At 65.4% G+C, this 15,190-nt stretch carries 17 protein-coding genes; 14 read left to right on the top strand and 3 right to left on the bottom strand.

From position 1 onward, the window contains the following. Positions 1–172 precede the first annotated feature (172 nt). Positions 173–2,080: an elongation factor G gene (locus tag PHA8399_RS12405; protein ID WP_058286462.1), complete on the bottom strand. Its 1,908-nt coding sequence runs from the start codon at positions 2,078–2,080 to the stop codon at positions 173–175. 275 nt (positions 2,081–2,355) lie between these two features. Between PHA8399_RS12405 and PHA8399_RS12400 the strand changes: the two genes are divergently transcribed. The 9 genes from PHA8399_RS12400 to rimM all read left to right on the top strand — a co-directional run bounded on the left by PHA8399_RS12400 (position 2,356) and on the right by rimM (position 8,612). Beyond that, positions 2,356–2,796 (top strand): hypothetical protein, encoded by a 441-nt coding sequence (locus PHA8399_RS12400; protein ID WP_058286461.1) that lies wholly within the window; start codon positions 2,356–2,358, stop codon positions 2,794–2,796. Positions 2,797–3,007: 211 nt separating this feature from the next. After that, complete coding sequence (ffh, locus tag PHA8399_RS12395; RefSeq protein WP_058286460.1) at positions 3,008–4,525, top strand: signal recognition particle protein; 1,518 nt, start codon at positions 3,008–3,010, stop codon at positions 4,523–4,525. A gap of 3 nt (positions 4,526–4,528) precedes the next feature. Next, positions 4,529–5,080 (top strand): GNAT family N-acetyltransferase, encoded by a 552-nt coding sequence (locus tag PHA8399_RS12390; RefSeq protein ID WP_058286459.1) that lies wholly within the window; start codon positions 4,529–4,531, stop codon positions 5,078–5,080. 197 nt (positions 5,081–5,277) lie between these two features. After that, a complete protein-coding gene (locus tag PHA8399_RS12385) occupies positions 5,278–5,796 on the top strand; it encodes a GNAT family N-acetyltransferase (protein ID WP_082649539.1) in 519 nt (172 codons plus the stop codon). A 61-nt stretch (positions 5,797–5,857) separates the two neighbouring features. Continuing rightward, positions 5,858–6,460, top strand: coding sequence for a GNAT family N-acetyltransferase (locus PHA8399_RS12380; RefSeq protein ID WP_058286457.1), 603 nt, complete (start codon positions 5,858–5,860; stop codon positions 6,458–6,460). A 114-nt stretch (positions 6,461–6,574) separates the two neighbouring features. Beyond that, positions 6,575–6,883, top strand: a complete 309-nt coding sequence (locus PHA8399_RS12375; RefSeq protein ID WP_027235628.1) for a chorismate mutase — start codon at positions 6,575–6,577, stop codon at positions 6,881–6,883. 60 nt (positions 6,884–6,943) lie between these two features. After that, entirely contained in the window at positions 6,944–7,312 is a 369-nt protein-coding gene (gene rpsP / locus PHA8399_RS12370) for a 30S ribosomal protein S16 (RefSeq protein ID WP_058286456.1), read from the top strand. 4 nt (positions 7,313–7,316) lie between these two features. Continuing rightward, positions 7,317–7,955, top strand: a complete 639-nt coding sequence (bluB, locus tag PHA8399_RS12365; protein WP_058286455.1) for a 5,6-dimethylbenzimidazole synthase — start codon at positions 7,317–7,319, stop codon at positions 7,953–7,955. A gap of 153 nt (positions 7,956–8,108) precedes the next feature. After that, a complete protein-coding gene (gene rimM / locus PHA8399_RS12360) occupies positions 8,109–8,612 on the top strand; it encodes a ribosome maturation factor RimM (protein WP_058286454.1) in 504 nt (167 codons plus the stop codon). Between the two features lie 9 nt (positions 8,613–8,621). On the opposite strand, the gene PHA8399_RS12355 is transcribed toward rimM, so the two are convergent. Continuing rightward, the gene (locus tag PHA8399_RS12355) at positions 8,622–9,536 is read right to left on the bottom strand and encodes an aminoglycoside phosphotransferase family protein (protein ID WP_244270216.1); all 915 of its coding nucleotides are present in this window, start codon (positions 9,534–9,536) and stop codon (positions 8,622–8,624) included. A gap of 185 nt (positions 9,537–9,721) precedes the next feature. Here PHA8399_RS12355 and trmD point away from each other — a divergent pair, with 185 nt between their 5' ends. After that, positions 9,722–10,525 (top strand): tRNA (guanosine(37)-N1)-methyltransferase TrmD, encoded by an 804-nt coding sequence (gene trmD / locus PHA8399_RS12350; protein WP_058286452.1) that lies wholly within the window; start codon positions 9,722–9,724, stop codon positions 10,523–10,525. A gap of 104 nt (positions 10,526–10,629) precedes the next feature. Next, entirely contained in the window at positions 10,630–10,965 is a 336-nt protein-coding gene (locus PHA8399_RS12345; RefSeq protein ID WP_058286530.1) for a YegP family protein, read from the top strand. A gap of 88 nt (positions 10,966–11,053) precedes the next feature. On the opposite strand, the gene PHA8399_RS12340 is transcribed toward PHA8399_RS12345, so the two are convergent. Beyond that, complete coding sequence (locus PHA8399_RS12340; protein WP_058286451.1) at positions 11,054–12,016, bottom strand: mechanosensitive ion channel family protein; 963 nt, start codon at positions 12,014–12,016, stop codon at positions 11,054–11,056. 360 nt (positions 12,017–12,376) lie between these two features. Between PHA8399_RS12340 and rplS the strand changes: the two genes are divergently transcribed. The 3 genes from rplS (at position 12,377) to PHA8399_RS12325 (ending at position 15,112) form a co-directional block, all read left to right on the top strand. After that, the gene (rplS, locus tag PHA8399_RS12335; RefSeq protein WP_058286450.1) at positions 12,377–12,751 is read left to right on the top strand and encodes a 50S ribosomal protein L19; all 375 of its coding nucleotides are present in this window, start codon (positions 12,377–12,379) and stop codon (positions 12,749–12,751) included. 11 nt (positions 12,752–12,762) lie between these two features. After that, positions 12,763–12,984, top strand: a complete 222-nt coding sequence (gene rpmE / locus PHA8399_RS12330; protein ID WP_058286449.1) for a 50S ribosomal protein L31 — start codon at positions 12,763–12,765, stop codon at positions 12,982–12,984. Positions 12,985–13,096: 112 nt separating this feature from the next. Continuing rightward, positions 13,097–15,112 carry a DEAD/DEAH box helicase gene (locus tag PHA8399_RS12325; RefSeq protein ID WP_058286448.1) on the top strand — a complete coding sequence of 672 codons (2,016 nt, stop codon included), beginning with the start codon at positions 13,097–13,099 and terminating at the stop codon, positions 15,110–15,112. Positions 15,113–15,190: the final 78 nt, after the last annotated feature.

Below are 15,190 nucleotides of genomic sequence, written 5' to 3'. Positions count from 1 at the left end.
GCTGCGCACATCACGCAAAAAGACTCAGAATTGCAAGCTGTATCATCAATGCACAGAGGGCCGCGCCCGAGCCTCGGGGCGGGTGCTGAAAGCGCCCTCCCCGTGGGGGAGGGTCGGGCGCGGCCCGGCCTTTCGGCCGGGCAGACGGCGAGCAATCAGCCCGCACCCGATCCTACGCCTCGGCGAAATCCGCCCGCCGCGCCTCCTCATAGTGGTCGAAATCGGTGCTGAACCAGCCGGTGCCGCGGGTTGCGCTGGCCAGCGTGTTGCACAGATCGTCCTGCGCCGACATCGGCAGCAGCGTTTCGAACACGTCCCAGCCGGCAACGCCATCCTCGGCCTCAAAGCCCAGGATCTGCCCCTTCATCCCGCTCACCACCGGCACCAGCCCGCCGGTAAAGACCGACGGCACATGGATCTGCACCCGCATAATCGGCTGCAGCAGCACCGCGCCAGCCTCCGCCAGCGCCTCCCTCACCGCGTTCTTGCCCGCGGTGCGGAAGGCATAATCGGAACTGTCCACCGAGTGATGCTTGCCGTCCTTCAGGGTCACACAGACATCCACCACCGGGTGTCCATTGAGACCCTGCGCCAGCGCCTCGCGCGCGCCGGCCTCGACCGAGGGGATGTAGTTCTTGGGCACCGCACCGCCCTTCACGGTTTCCTCGAACACAAAACCGCCGCCGCGCGGCAGAGGCTTCACCTCGATCACCACATCGGCAAACTGGCCGGCGCCGCCGGACTGCTTGCGGTGGCGGTAATGCACCTGCACGGATTTCTTGATGGTCTCGCGCAGCGCCGGCGGCACCGGCCCCTCCTCCACCTCGACGCCGAACTCGTCCTTCAAGGCCTGCTTGATCCGGCGCATGTGCAGCGGCCCCTGCAGACTCAGCAGCACATGGCCGCTGGCCTCCTCCTGGCCCACCACCAGCGCCGGGTCGATCTCCGCCAGCCGCTCCAGCGCGCCCGACAGCCGCGCGTCGTCACGCTCATGCACCGGGGTGATCACCCGCCGGAAGGTCGAGGGCCGCGGCTGCGCCCAGTCCGGCAGCGGCGCCGCCCCGTCCGGGCCGTAGGAATAGCCCAGGTTCAAATGGTCCGACTTCACCGCCTGCCCCATATCCCCGGGTGTCAGGCGGGTGATGGCCGCGGAGCCGACACCGGTCAGCGACCCGAGCGTTGCGCCGCCAACCGGCAGCCCGTTGCCGACACTGCCGTCCAGCGCCCGCACCATCACCGTCTTGCCAAGATGCTTGACCAGATCGGCCATGCAGCCGACCGCCATCACCTTGCCGCCCCGCGACAGCCGCTCCAGCGCGACACCCACATCCGGCGCTTCATGCCGCAGCGATTTCATCAGCCGCAGAATGCCATTCCTGTGCTCGGCCGATCCCATCAGCGCCGGGATCAGGTCGTTATGCTGCAGCACCTTGGTGGCCACGTCATAAACCTCCTCCGGCATCACTTTCTGATCCTCGATCAGCTCCTCCAGCAGCGTGTCGTCAAAATCCGCAAGCGCCTCCAGCAGCTCGGTCCGCGCCTCCTGCTCGCGGGCATACATCGCCACCGGCAGCTCAATCAGCGCCGAGGGCTTGCCCTCCTGATACTGCCAGGCGCGTTCCGAGATCAGATCCACAGCACCCACAACCTGCCCGTCCTCGCGGATCGGCACTTGCCGCAGGATGATGTTGTGGCTGCAATAGGCCTGAAGCGCGGCAACAATCTCCGCCACCCGGTCCGTTGCCTGGTCCATCCGGTTGACAAAAATAAAGGCGGGGATCCCCGCCTCCTCCAGCTTGCGCAAGTACGGCGCGCTGAGGACCGCAGCGCCGGCGTCAGCCGGTACGCAGAGGACGGCAGCGTCGCTGGCGGCCAATGCCGGGCCCGCCTGCGCCAGATTGTCGGCCCCGCCCGCGATGTCGATCGCAGCCCAGTCCTCCCCCATAAATAAAAAAGGCTGCAAAGCGGCGACGCCTGCAACCTCCTGCCGTTTGCCGGCGGCGCTGTCCAGATTGGCCAGCGCCGTGGCCAGCGTTGATTTGCCGGACTGCGACGGTCCCAGAATAGTGAAAACGCGCATGTTCTCAGATCCTCCCATGGCTGATGCTGCTGCCCGCATAGGGCCGCGGACGCTAACGTTCGCGCATCATGCCTGTGCTGCAGATCTGCCTCGGCGCCCCTCCGGGCAGGCCCCGCCATTGGGTGCGGCAATGGGCCAATCTCCCGATGTTGGCCAAGCCCGCCCCTCCGAGTCAAGCGCGCAGAGGGCGTAGCTGCGCTGCTTGCCGCTCATCTCTGACGGCCAGCCGGCCGGTTCCCCGAGACCCGCAGCCTTTTGCAGGGAAAGCTGATGCCATGAAAGCCACCCGCAACACATCCGAGCGGCTGATCCTGGACGACACGCCCTGGTTCATCGGCATCGCACCCGCCCGGCTCATCCTGGCTTTCGCCGGCGCCAGCCTTGGCGCTGCCAGCACCGGCGGTGAAACCCTCTGGTTCGGACTGGGCTTTGCCGCCTTCTGCCTCTTCGTGCGCAGGGTGCGGGTGACCCTCGACCGCCCCGGTGGTAGCATCGTGATCCGGAGGCAGTCCGTGTTCGGCAGCAGCCAGGTGGAGCACCTCCTCGCCGATCTCTCCCGCGCCGAGGTCGAAAGCGCCACCAGCCGCAGCGAGGGCCGCACCCGCAAGCTCCACCGCCTCGTGCTGGTGCTGGACAGCAGCATGACCGAAGCGATCAACGCATGGCTCCACGCCGCCGGCCCCGCAAAGGTTGACTCCGGCATCCAATCCGCGTAACGCCTGCCCAAACATCCGGGAGATCTGAGTCTTCCGGTCCCTGCCCGTGCCAGGGATCGCCCCCCACCAGCGTGTTACGCCCGTGGGGGCAAACGCGTTTGGTTTGCCCCCGCGACGGACACGAGGACTTGGGCGGCATTTGCGCATGGACCGCTTGTCCCCTACATACGGGGGCGCCACACATTGAAACCGGCAACAGGAGGCCGCAGGCATGTTTGAAAATCTATCCGAACGCCTATCCGGCGTCTTCGACCGGCTCACCAAACAGGGCGCCCTGAACGAAGAAGACGTCAAATCCGCCCTGCGCGAGGTCCGCGTCGCGCTGCTGGAGGCCGACGTCTCGCTGCCGGTTGCCCGCGATTTCGTCAAACGGGTGCAGGAACAGGCCACCGGCCAGGCCGTCACCAAATCGGTGACCCCGGGCCAGCAGGTGGTCAAGATCGTGCACGACGCGCTGGTCGATGTGCTGCGCGGCGACGAGGACCCCGGCAAGCTCAAGGTCGACAACCCGCCTGCACCCGTCCTGATGGTCGGCTTGCAGGGGTCCGGTAAGACCACCACCACCGGCAAGCTCGCCAAGCGGCTGAAGGAGAAAGAGGGCAAGAAGGTCCTGATGGCCTCGCTCGACGTCTACCGCCCGGCGGCGATGGACCAGCTGGCGGTGCTGGGCATGCAGATCGGCGTCGATACCCTGCCGATCGTGCCCGGCCAGAAACCCGTCGACATCGCCAAGCGCGCCAAGCAGCAGGCGACATTGGGCGGCTATGACGTCTACATGCTCGACACCGCCGGCCGCCTGCACATCGACGAGACCCTGATGCAGGAGGTCGAGGACGTCCGCAACGTGGTCTCCCCGCGCGAGACCCTCTTGGTGGTCGATGGCCTGACCGGCCAAGTCGCGGTTGAGGTGGCCGAGGAATTCGACGCCAAGATCGGCATCTCCGGCGTGGTGCTGACCCGGATGGACGGCGACGGCCGCGGCGGCGCTGCGCTGTCGATGCGCGCCGTCACCGGCAAGCCGATCCGCTTTGTCGGCCTGGGCGAGAAGATGGACGCGCTGGAGACCTTCGAGGCCGACCGCATCGCCGGCCGCATCCTCGGCATGGGCGACATCGTCGCACTGGTCGAGAAGGCCCAGGAAACCATCGAGGCCGAACAGGCCGAGAAGATGATGAAGCGCATGATGAAGGGTCAGTTCAACATGAACGACCTGAAAATGCAGCTTGAACAGATGCTCCAGATGGGCGGCATGGAGGGCATGATGCAAATGATGCCCGGCATGGGCAAAATGGCCAAGCAGGTGCAGGACGCCGGCATGGACGACAAGGTGCTGAAGCGCCAGATCGCCATGATCCAGTCGATGACCAAGAAGGAACGCGCCAACCCCGCCCTCCTGCAGGCCAGCCGCAAGAAACGCATCGCGGCCGGCTCCGGCATGGAGGTGTCCGACCTCAACAAGCTTCTGAAAATGCACCGGCAGATGGCCGATGTGATGAAGAAGATGGGCAAAATGGGCAAAGGCAAGATGCTGAAACAGGCCATGAAGGGCATGTTCGGCAAAGGCGGTATGCCGGATATGGCCGGCATGGACCCCAGCCAGATGGACCCCAAGGCGCTGGAAGCGGCAGCCAAGGCGATGGGCGGCGGCAAGGGCCTGCCCGGCGGCCTCCCCGGCCTCGGCGGCATGGGCCTTCCCGCGGGCCTCAGCGGTTTCGGGAAGAAGAAATAAGCCATGCATCTCCCCGCCATCCCTCAGCTTGAAACCGAACGCCTGGTCCTGCGCGGACCGGAGGCGGCGGATTTCGGGCCGGTGGCAGCGTTCTTCGCCGATGAAGCGCGCTCCTGGGGATTTGGCGGGCCGCTGGACCGCAACGAGGCCTGGCGCTGGTTCGCTATGTCGGTGGGACATTGGGCGATCCGCGGCTTCGGCTTCTGGACCATCACCTGCAAGGATACAGGCGCGGCGCTGGGGATCACCGGCCTCTGGCAGCCCGAAGGCTGGCCGGAACCGGAACTGGGCTGGGTGGCCTTCCCGGCCGGCGAAGGCCGCGGCATCATGGCCGAGGCTGCCCGGGCCGCCCGCACCCATGCTTATGAGGTGATGGGCCTGCCGGCGCTCTGCTCCAACATCTTCCCCGGCAACACCCGCTCCGTAGCCCTGGCAGAGCGGCTGGGCGCGGTGTTCGAGAAAGACTTCGACAACCCCAAGCACGGGCGCGAACTGGTCTACCGCCACCCCGCACCTGCCGCCTCCTGCGACGGCGGAATGGAGGCCTACGCATGAGCTTCCATCAAATCAGCCCCAGCCAGCCCCGCCCGGCTGCTGCAGAGACGGCCTGCTTAACCGAAAATTACGCAGTCTCCCCGATACTCCTTCACCGGATGGGTGAATTTCAGGCCGGGCGGTCCGCCGCCCGGGCGAAGGGGTATATTATGGAAGACTCGCAAAAACGGTATCCGCGCCTCGTATCAAAACGTCTGATGCTGATTTCTCCGGCCGATCCGGAGTTTGACGCGAACTCTGCTTTCCTGGACCCGGGCGCACCGCGTTTCATCGACGCGGCGGAGGACCCGGATTCGCTGTGGTGGTCGATTGCCACCATCATCGGCCACTGGCACCTGCACGGTTATGGACTGTTCGCCGTGGTCGAGCGCAGCACCGGCATGACTGTCGGCCTCGTCGGCCCCTGGTTCCCCAAAGGCTGGCCGGAGCCGGAACTGTCCTGGCACCTGATGGAGCCAGGCCGCGGCAAGGGCTATGCCAGCGAAGCCGCGCAGGCTGTGCTCGACTGGCTGTTTGCAGAGGCCGGCTGGGACACCATCGTCTCTTACGTGCCGGAGGAGAACGACGCCTCCATCGCACTGGCCCGCCGTGTCGGCGCCCGCCCGGAAAAACCGGTTTCCTTCCGTCTGCAGCCCGCGCCCAACATCCGCGCCTGGCGCCACATGCCGCCGGCCGGCGCGTCCGGCCCGCAGGATGCACGGGGGCTGCTGCACTGATGCGCCCCGGCGGGATCATATCCCGGCCCGGCCGCGCCCTTCCCGTGGAAGGAGCGCGCTGATGCCGTTTGACATCCCGGTGATCGAAACCCGCCGCCTGGTGCTGCGCGGCCCCGCGCCGCAGGACTACCCGGACTTCAAGGCCACCTTCAGCTCCTTCCGCTCCCGTTTCATGGGCGGGCCGCTGAACCCTTACGAGGCCTGGATGCTCTATGCCGCCGAGATCGGCCACTGGCAGGTGCGCGGCTTCGGCATGTGGATGATCCACGACAAGGCCACCGATGAAACCTACGGCATGGCCGGCGGCTGGCAGCCCGCAGGCTGGCCGGAGCGCGAGATCGCCTGGATCATCTGGCCCGGTGCCGCCGGCAAGGGCTATGCGCTGGAGGCTGCGCACGCCGCACGCCGGCATTTTTATTCAAATCTGGGCTGGGAGACCGCGGTCAGCTATATCGACCCCAAGAATCTCGACTCGATCCGGCTCGCGGAACGGCTTGGCGCCAAGAAGGACCACGAGGCCGCCACCATCGACGGCAACGATGCGGTTTACCGCCACCCCGCCCCGGACGCCCTGAAGGACAGCCAGATTGCGCATGGGATCGACATGGAAATCGCCCATTATGCCGACCCGCTCTTCAAACCGGAGAGCTGGGCCATTGACTGAACAGCGTTTCGATACCATGTCGCTGCACTGCGGCGGTGCACAGATGGTGCACGCCCGCTGCACGCGCGGCACCCCCTTGATGCCTCCCCGGCCTGCTGAATTGCGGAGAAGCTGATGACAACAGATATCCAAGATCCCGTCGCCCGCGCAGCCCAGCTGCTGAAGGGCCACCGCGAAAGCATCGACCGCCTGGACGCGATCCTCGTCTACACCCTGGGCGAGCGCTTCAAGCACACCCAGGCGGTGGGCCGGCTCAAGGCCGAACATGACCTTCCCCCGTCCGATCCCACCCGCGAAGCGGCGCAGATCGCACGGCTCGAAGACCTGGCGCAGCAGGCCGATCTGGACCCTGAATTCGCCAAGGCATTTTTGAACTTCATCATCGGTGAAGTCATCCGCCACCACAAGAAACACCAAGAATAACAACGACAACAGGAACAACCGGGGCATACCCCGGACAACGCCATCAAAGGAGATGTACCCATGGCAATGAAAATCCGTCTGGCCCGCGGCGGCTCTAAAAAGCGTCCCTTCTACCGCATCGTGGCTGCTGACAGCCGCATGCCGCGCGACGGCCGCTTCATCGAGAAGCTGGGCACCTACAACCCGCTGCTGCCGAAAGATTCGGAAGACCGCGTGAAAATGGACATGGAGCGCGTGCAGCACTGGCTGGACCAGGGCGCCCAGCCGACCGACCGTATCGCCCGCATGCTGGAAGCAGCAGGCGTCCGTGCCAAGGCCGACCGCAGCAACCCGAAAAAAGGCACCCCGGGCAAGAAAGCCCAGGAGCGCGCCGAAGAGAAAGCTGCAAAGGCTGCTGAAGCCGCCGAAGCAGCTGCAGACGCGGAATAATTCCGTGGAGCTGCGGGGCGCTTTTCCCGAAGAGTTCCGCAGCCAGCTTGATCTGCTGATGCGGCTCCGGCGCGACGTGCGCCGGTTCCGCAGCGATCCGGTGGAGGAGGCAGTGCTGCAGCGCTGCCTCTCTGCCATTCCGCTGGCCCCGTCGGTGGGGCTGAGCGAACCCTGGCGCATCCTGCGGGTGGAGAGCGAAACCGCCCGCGCCGCGGCGCTGAAGAATTTCGAACAAGCCAATGCCGAGGCGCTGTCGGGGTATTCCGGCGAGCGTGCCGAACGCTATGCCGGCCTCAAGCTGTCAGGCATGCGCGACGCCCCGGTGCAACTGGCAGTCTACTGCGACGACGAAACCGTCCAGGGCCACGGCCTGGGGGCCGCCACGATGCCGGAGATGCGCCGCTATTCGGTGGTCACCGCCATCACCCTGTTCTGGCTGGCCTTGCGCGCCGAAGGTTTGGGGCTGGGCTGGGTTTCGGTCCTCGACCCGCAGCAGCTGAACCGCGACCTGAACGCCCCGGACGGCTGGCAGCTGATCGGCTATTTCTGCATCGGCTACCCGGAGCGGCTCTCGGACACGCCGGAGCTGGAGGAGCAGGGTTGGGAAAGCCGGATGGCGGATCTGCCGCTGGAAACCCGCTGAGGCCGCCCATGGGACGGTTGATAAGGCTTGTGTTTTTTGTTGCAGTGGCTTTTACCGCGGGCATCTTTTTTGAACGCAACCACCAAAGCGAGCTCTGCGAACAATCCGGCGGCCAGTGGCTGCGCGCAGGCTTCTGTGCAAAGGAATAAGACCATGAGCGAACTGATCTGCGTGGGTGCGGTGGCCGGCGCTTTCGGCGTGCGCGGCGAGGTGCGGCTCAAGAGCTTCTGCGCCATCCCGGAAGAGATCGAGGATTATTCCCCCCTCAGCAATGAGGATGGCAGCCAGAGCTACTCCCTGATGATCACCCGGCCGATCAAGAACGGCTTTGCCGCCAGGATCAGCGGGGTGGAAACCAAGGAGGACGCCGACGCGATCAAGGGGCTGCGCCTGTTTGCCCGCCGCGATCAGCTGCCGCAACTGCCGGATGACGAGTTCTATCACGCCGACCTGATCGGGCTGGAGGTTTACGACACCGGCGGCACCCTGCTGGGCACGGTGAAATCGGTGCAAAACCACGGTGCCTCAGACCTGCTGGAGATCCACGGCCCCGGGCTGAAGGCCACCGTGCTGCTGCCCTTCACCCTGGAGGCGGTGCCGACCGTCGACTTGAATCAGGGCCGCATTGTCGCAGACCCGCCCGAAGGGCTCATCTGAGGCGGCTGGTCACCCGGCTTCCTCACCCAGCAGCGCCTCAAACACCTGCGCAATCCTGACCGCAGCCTCCGCGCTTTTCAGCTTTTGCTCCGGCGGCTTGTGGCACAACCCTGCCCAGATTCTGAAAAGGCGGTGGGCATAGAAGAAGCGGAAAACGGGATCATTCACCAGATCCGCGCCATAACCGTCCTGGAAGGCTTCCCAATCGGCCTGCGCAACCAGCCCGAACCCAGGCGTGCGGCCTTCCGCCGCCAGATGGTCAGGGCAGTTTGCCAGCCAGAGATTGGCAAGGTCGCGCTGCGGGAAGATGCCGTCATGGTTTGAAAAGTCGATAAAGGAGACGGCCGCCTCCGGCATGAGGATATTGCGCAGATGCAGGTCGCCATGTTCGACAGCTCCGCGAAAGGAATGCCCCCGCGCTCGCTGTGCCGCCCGGTGCAGGTAGGCGCACAGCCCCAGAAACTTGTTGGGTTTCGGCACCGGCAACTGCCCGTCGCGCACCGCCTGGGCCTGGCTCGAAACCCGGGTCAGAAACGGCTTCGGCCAAAATTGCCTTTCCCCCGCGCCGGACACATCGTGCAAGGCGGCCACCGCGGACCCAATCCGCCGCAAAACACTGCTGCGGTCCCCGAACCCGTATTCCGTAAGCGCCAATTCGCGGTGCGCTGTATCCCCCCGGACAAATTCCATCAGGACGGCAGCGCTCTGCGTGTCCCGCCACAGGAGCGCTGGTGCTGACACGCCCGGCACCGCCTTCAGACTGTCGACAGCGGCCTGATGCCGGTCCAGAAAACTGGCCAGCCGCAGCGGATCGGACGCCTCGAAATCGGCACGCAAGACAAAGCTCCGGCCATCGGTGGTCCTCACCTCCAAGACACAGCGGCGATGCTCAACACCGCTGTTGACCTGCATCCTGCGGAACACGGCCCCATCTTCGGGCAGGCCGGATGCCGCGGCCGCCGTGGGCCAAAGCGCCTGTGTTCGGGCCTGTACCGCGTCCACCGCAGCAAACGGATCGCACCGGGCTGCCGCAGACGGCTGTTCTGAATTCATCGAAACACCAAAGCTTTTTATTGCGTGGAAATCTGACTGCACTAAACAGCAACATTATGACTGCACCAAGCAAATCTCATGGCCGCAAAGCCATCCGCCCGACCCTGAAGCCGCGCGAGCTGATGACGCCGACGCCGGATCTGGCGGGGGTGTGGAAAGCCAAGATCATCACGCTGTTCCCTACAGCCTTTCCGGGCGTTCTGGGCGAAAGCCTGACCGGCAAGGCGCTGCAGGAGGGCCTGTGGCAGCTGGAGACCGTAGACCTGCGCGAGTTCGGCATCGGCAAGCACCGCAATGTCGATGACACACCAGCCGGCGGCGGCGCCGGCATGGTGCTGCGCCCCGACGTGCTGGGTGAGGCGATCGAGCACACGATGGCGGACACCCGGGGCAACTGGCCGCTGGTCTACCTGTCCCCGCGCGGGCGGCGGATGGACCAGCAGATGATGCAGAGCTTTGCCCGGTGCGACGGCATCACCCTGCTGTGCGGCCGCTTCGAAGGCGTCGACGAGCGCGTGCTGGAGCATTACGGCATCCAGGAAGTCTCCCTGGGCGATTTTGTCATGACCGGCGGCGAGCTGGCAGCCCAGGCGCTGATTGACGCCACCGTGCGGCTGATCCCCGGGGTGCTTGGCAACCAGGCCTCCACCGAAGAGGAGAGCTTCTCCTCCGGCCTGCTGGAGCATCCGCAATACACCCGCCCCGCCGAATGGAAAGGCCTGGAGATCCCCGAAGTCCTGATGTCCGGTCACCACGGCAAGATAGCCGAATGGCGCCACGGCATGAGCGAACAGATCACCCAGGCGCGGCGTCCGGACCTGTGGGCGGCCTACCAGCAGGCCAAAGGCAACAAACGCTGACCCTGTCCCCCCCCCGCCCAGCACCCGCAACGCCAAACCGTTGCCGGATCGGTCAAGCCGTGCTTTAGTCCGTTCATATTCATCAGGAATTAGGAGTGCACAGCGTGGCTGGGAAATTTGAACTCTATACCGACAATGCAGGCGAATTCCGCTTCCGCCTGAAGGCAGCCAATGGCCAGAACATCCTTGCCAGCGAGGGCTACACGCAAAAGGCCAGCGCCGAGAACGGTATCGAGTCGGTCAAGAAGAACGCCAGTGACGACGGCCGTTACGAGCGCAAGGACACGGCGGCCGGCAAGTACATGTTCAATCTGAAGGCCGCAAATGGCCAGGTGATTGGGACCTCGCAAAGCTACACCAGCGCGTCGAGCCGCGACAATGGCATCGAGTCGGTCAAGACCAACGCCCCCGAGGCAGACGTCGACGATCAGACCGGCTGATTTGCAGGCCATTGCAGCCCGCAGACCAATGCGGCGCAAGTAAAGATGGGGCGCTCCAGGCCCCCTCCCGGCGCCCCGCGCATAGCCGTTACGGCTGCTGCCCTCCGTTGAGGCCATCTGCAATTCGCAGCGGTTTGGGGTTCTCGCCGTCCGGGCGTGCAGGCCAGCCTTCGCGATGGCGGCTGCGGTCGCCGTCCGTTTCCTCTGTCTGATCGTGGAACAGCACCACCTGGGTCGGGTAAGGCATGTCGATGCCCTTCTCATCCAGCGCGGTTTTGACGGCCTCGATCACCTGGGCAAAGGTGTACACGACGCTGGCCCGGTCCGGTTTGGTCCACCAGCGCAAGCGAATGTTGTTGCCGCTGTCGGCAATGGCCCAGGGCAGCGCCTCCGGCGCCGGGTCTTCCAGCACGCCCTCGCACCCCCGCACCGCCGCGAGCATGGTATCCTTGGCGTCCTCCAAGCTGTCGTTGCAGCCAACCTGCACGTCATACTGCGAGCGGCGCTGGTCAAACGCGGTGTTGACGGTCACCGCATCGGTGTAGATGTCGGAATTCGGAATGACGACCCGGCGCCCGTCGTAGGTCTTGATCAGGGTCGCGCGCGTCTCGATCCGCTCCACCGTGCCTTCATGCCCGCCAGAGACGATCTGATCCCCCACCTCAAAGGGCTGGCGCAGCAGGATCAGTACCCCGGCCAGAAGGTTTTGCAGGATATCCTTGAAGGCGAAACCGATGGCGACCGACCCGATGCCCAGCCCGGCGAACAGATCCGCAGGCGTGATCGACGGTGCAACGATCGTGATCGACAGCATGACACCTACGATGATCAGCGCCCATTTTATCAAGGCGGCGCCAACCTCGCCCAGATTGTCCCGCCCGCGCCGCTTGCCGGCCTTGCGCACGAATGACGCGACCAGCTTGGACAGAAGCCAGAAGGCTGCCAGAACAACCAAGGCAATGCCGAGGTTCGGCAGGATTTTGAAGAACCCATCGACCCAGCTGTCGATTTTCTCAAAGACATTACCGACATCTGCGTCTATCTGTTCCATCCGTTTCCCTCCGCACAGACACTTCGGGATGAAACGCGCGGCGGGCGGGATCGTTCCCCGCCCTGCGCCAGAACCGTACCAGCGGCGGCCCCTCGTTTCTTTCGCTTGATCCCTGCGGCGTTCCCGCCTATACGTCCGCTGGTCTGGAATCGCTTTTGCGGCTCCGGGCTGTTTGCGGTTTGCCGAACTACTGCCAACCGGCCTTCTTCGGCCACGCGCGGCAGGCAGGCCGCAAATTCAAGGAACGACCGGCATGATCTCTGGCGGGCGCCTGCGGGCGGACCCGGTGAAGACCAGGAGCTCTCTTGTCCGCGCCAATCTTCGCGGAAGCAACCGCGAGCGAAAATAGGAGATGATCAGATGGACCTGATCGCACAGCTGGAGGCGGAACAGATCGCCGCCCTGGGGAAAGAAATCCCCGACTTCAAAGCCGGTGACACCATCCGTGTCGGCTACAAGGTGACCGAAGGCTCGCGTTCGCGCGTGCAGATGTACGAAGGTGTTTGCATCAGCCGCAAGAACGGCTCGGGCATTGCCGGTTCGTTCACCGTCCGCAAAATTTCGTTCGGCGAAGGCGTGGAGCGTGTGTTCCCGCTGTATTCGACCAACATCGACTCGATCGAAGTGGTGCGCCGCGGCCGCGTCCGCCGCGCCAAGCTGTACTACCTGCGCGCCCGCCGCGGTAAGTCGGCCCGTATCGCAGAAGATGCGAACTACAAGCCCAAGAAAGCCTGAGGAGCGGTATCATGAAAAAAGACACCCATCCCGATTACCACTTCATCGACGTCAAAATGACCGACGGCACCATCCTCAAGATGCGCTCCACCTGGGGCTCTGAGGGTGATCAGCTGGCCCTGGACATCGACCCGACTGTGCACCCGGCCTGGACCGGCGGCACCTCGCGCCTGCTGGACGCCGGCGGCCGCGTGTCCAAGTTCAAGAAGAAATACGAAGGCCTGGGCTTCTAAGCCGCCTGCCGTATTTTTCAAACTCCCGAAGGCTGCCCCGGACGGGCAGCCTTCTTTCATTTCTCCTGACGCTGGGGCCGGATGCGCGCCCCGCGGGAAAGACAGCCCCCTCGTGAAACAAGCCCTGGCCAACGCACTGCAAGAGCGCGGATATGAAACCCTGACCCAAGTGCAGGAGGCTGTGACTCAGCCCGACGTGGAAGGGCGCGACCTGCTGGTGTCTGCACAGACCGGATCGGGCAAGACCGTCGGTTTTGGCCTGGCTTTGGCTCAGGATCTGCTGGGTGAGGATGAGGCGTTCGGCGAGGCCGCGGCGCCGCTGGCGCTGGTGATTGCCCCGACCCGCGAACTGGCGCTGCAGGTGAAACACGAGCTGGGCTGGCTCTACCGCGAGGCAGGCGCACGGATTGCTTCCTGCGTCGGCGGCATGGACATGCGCGACGAGCGCCGGACGCTGGAACGCGGCGCCCATATCGTGGCGGCCACTCCGGGCCGTCTGCGCGACCACATCGCGCGCGGCTCCATCGACCTCAGCCAGGTGCGCGGCGTGGTGCTGGACGAGGCCGACGAGATGCTGGACCTTGGCTTCCGCGAGGATCTTGAGTTTATCCTGGGCGAAGCGCCCGAAGACCGCCGCACCCTGCTGTTCTCCGCCACCGTGCCGCCGGCGATTGCCAGCCTGGCCGAGACCTTTCAGCGCGACGCGATGCGGATCAAGACCGCAGGCGAGACCAAGCAGCACGCGGATATCGAATACCGTCTGATGAGCGTGGCGCAAGCGGACGCGGAAAACGCCATCATCAACGTGCTGCGCTACTATGAGGCGCCCAGCGCCATCGTCTTTGCCAACACCCGCGCGGCGGTGAACCGTCTGGCGGCGCGCCTGACCAACCGCGGTCTGCCGGTGGTGACGCTGTCGGGCGAGCTGAGCCAGACCGAGCGCAGCCACGCGCTGCAGGCGATGCGCGACGGGCGCGCGCGGGTCTGCGTGGCCACCGACGTGGCGGCGCGTGGCATCGACCTGCCGGGGCTGGAGCTGGTGGTCCATGCGGAACTGCCCTCGAACCACGAAACGCTGCTGCACCGCTCCGGCCGGACCGGCCGCGCGGGCCGCAAGGGCGTCAGCGCGCTGATCGCGCCGCCCAAGGCGCGCGCCAAGGCCCTGCGCCTGCTGAAGTGGGCCAAACTGACCGCCGAGCATTGCGAAGCGCCCTCTGCCGATGATGTGCTGGCGCGGGATGAAGAGCGGATGCTGGCCGATCCGGTCTGGCAGCAGCCCGTTGAGGAGAACGAGCAGGCCGGTGTCCAAACCCTGCTGGACAATTTCTCGGCCGAGCAAATCGCCGCCACCTATCTGCGCCTGTTCCGCAGCCGCCATTCGGCGCCAGAGGATCTGCGCCCGGCCGGTGAGGAAGAGCCACGCAAGGAACGCAAAGCCTTTGGCCCCTCCGTCTGGTTCTCCCTGTCCGGCGGCCGCCAGGCCGGTGCCGACCCGCGCAAGGTGCTGCCGATGCTGTGCAAGGCCGGCAATATCGACCGCGACGCCATCGGGGCGATCCGGGTGCAGGACAATGAAACCTTTGCCGAAATCAGCGAGGGCGCTGTTGACGGCTTCCTGAAGGCGCTGGACGGTAAGACCGAATTGGAACCGGGCGCCGTGCTGACCCGGCTGTCCGAGGCGCCTGACCTGGGCCCTGCTCCGCGCCGCGGGCCTGGCGGGTTCAAGGGCGACCGCAAGCCCAAGCCGCACCGCGGCAAGGAAGAAGGCCCGAAGCCCTACCGCCGCAAGGCTGAGGCCGGGGAAGACAGCCGCCCGCCGCGCAAGGAGTGGAAAGACAAACCGGCGCGGGACGAGCGGCGGGAGCCGCGCGCAGAGACCCGCCCCAGCAAGCCCAAGCCGGCCGTGACGGCCAAGCCCAAGGGCGCGTCCGATCCCTCCAAGCGGATGGCAAGGCCCGGCGCGCCCGCAGGCAAGCCGTTCAAAGCCAAGGGGCCGAAACCGCCGGCGGGCAAGCCGAACAGCAAGAAGAACAAGGCGCGCGCGGCGGCACCCCAGACAGCGAAGGGCGGCAAGGGCGGCGATGCCCGCCCCAAGCGCAGCCCCTCCGGGCCTGCAAAGCACCGGTGAAGCCCGGCCTTGGTGCCCGTTAAATCCGCTGGGCCAGTGTTGCGGATTTAATGGGCGCTAACCCTAAATTCACCAGCC

Origin of the sequence: Leisingera aquaemixtae, from assembly GCF_001458395.1 — a bacterium.
Lineage (GTDB): Bacteria > Pseudomonadota > Alphaproteobacteria > Rhodobacterales > Rhodobacteraceae > Leisingera > Leisingera aquaemixtae.
Note: the sequence above shows the minus strand (reverse complement) of the source record. Positions and strands in the feature narration are given on the sequence as shown.

Bases quoted from the DNA above. Each gene is read 5' to 3' on its own strand.
- PHA8399_RS12405 (WP_058286462.1), bottom strand. From the start codon at position 2,080: ATGCGCGTTTTCACTATTCTGGGACCGTCGCAGTCCGGCAAATCAACG.
- PHA8399_RS12400 (WP_058286461.1), top strand. From the start codon at position 2,356: ATGAAAGCCACCCGCAACACATCCGAGCGGCTGATCCTGGACGACACG.
- ffh (WP_058286460.1), top strand. From the start codon at position 3,008: ATGTTTGAAAATCTATCCGAACGCCTATCCGGCGTCTTCGACCGGCTC.
- PHA8399_RS12390 (WP_058286459.1), top strand. From the start codon at position 4,529: ATGCATCTCCCCGCCATCCCTCAGCTTGAAACCGAACGCCTGGTCCTG.
- PHA8399_RS12385 (WP_082649539.1), top strand. From the start codon at position 5,278: ATGCTGATTTCTCCGGCCGATCCGGAGTTTGACGCGAACTCTGCTTTC.
- PHA8399_RS12380 (WP_058286457.1), top strand. From the start codon at position 5,858: ATGCCGTTTGACATCCCGGTGATCGAAACCCGCCGCCTGGTGCTGCGC.
- PHA8399_RS12375 (WP_027235628.1), top strand. From the start codon at position 6,575: ATGACAACAGATATCCAAGATCCCGTCGCCCGCGCAGCCCAGCTGCTG.
- rpsP (WP_058286456.1), top strand. From the start codon at position 6,944: ATGGCAATGAAAATCCGTCTGGCCCGCGGCGGCTCTAAAAAGCGTCCC.
- rimM (WP_058286454.1), top strand. From the start codon at position 8,109: ATGAGCGAACTGATCTGCGTGGGTGCGGTGGCCGGCGCTTTCGGCGTG.
- trmD (WP_058286452.1), top strand. From the start codon at position 9,722: ATGACTGCACCAAGCAAATCTCATGGCCGCAAAGCCATCCGCCCGACC.
- PHA8399_RS12340 (WP_058286451.1), bottom strand. From the start codon at position 12,016: ATGGAACAGATAGACGCAGATGTCGGTAATGTCTTTGAGAAAATCGAC.
- rplS (WP_058286450.1), top strand. From the start codon at position 12,377: ATGGACCTGATCGCACAGCTGGAGGCGGAACAGATCGCCGCCCTGGGG.
- rpmE (WP_058286449.1), top strand. From the start codon at position 12,763: ATGAAAAAAGACACCCATCCCGATTACCACTTCATCGACGTCAAAATG.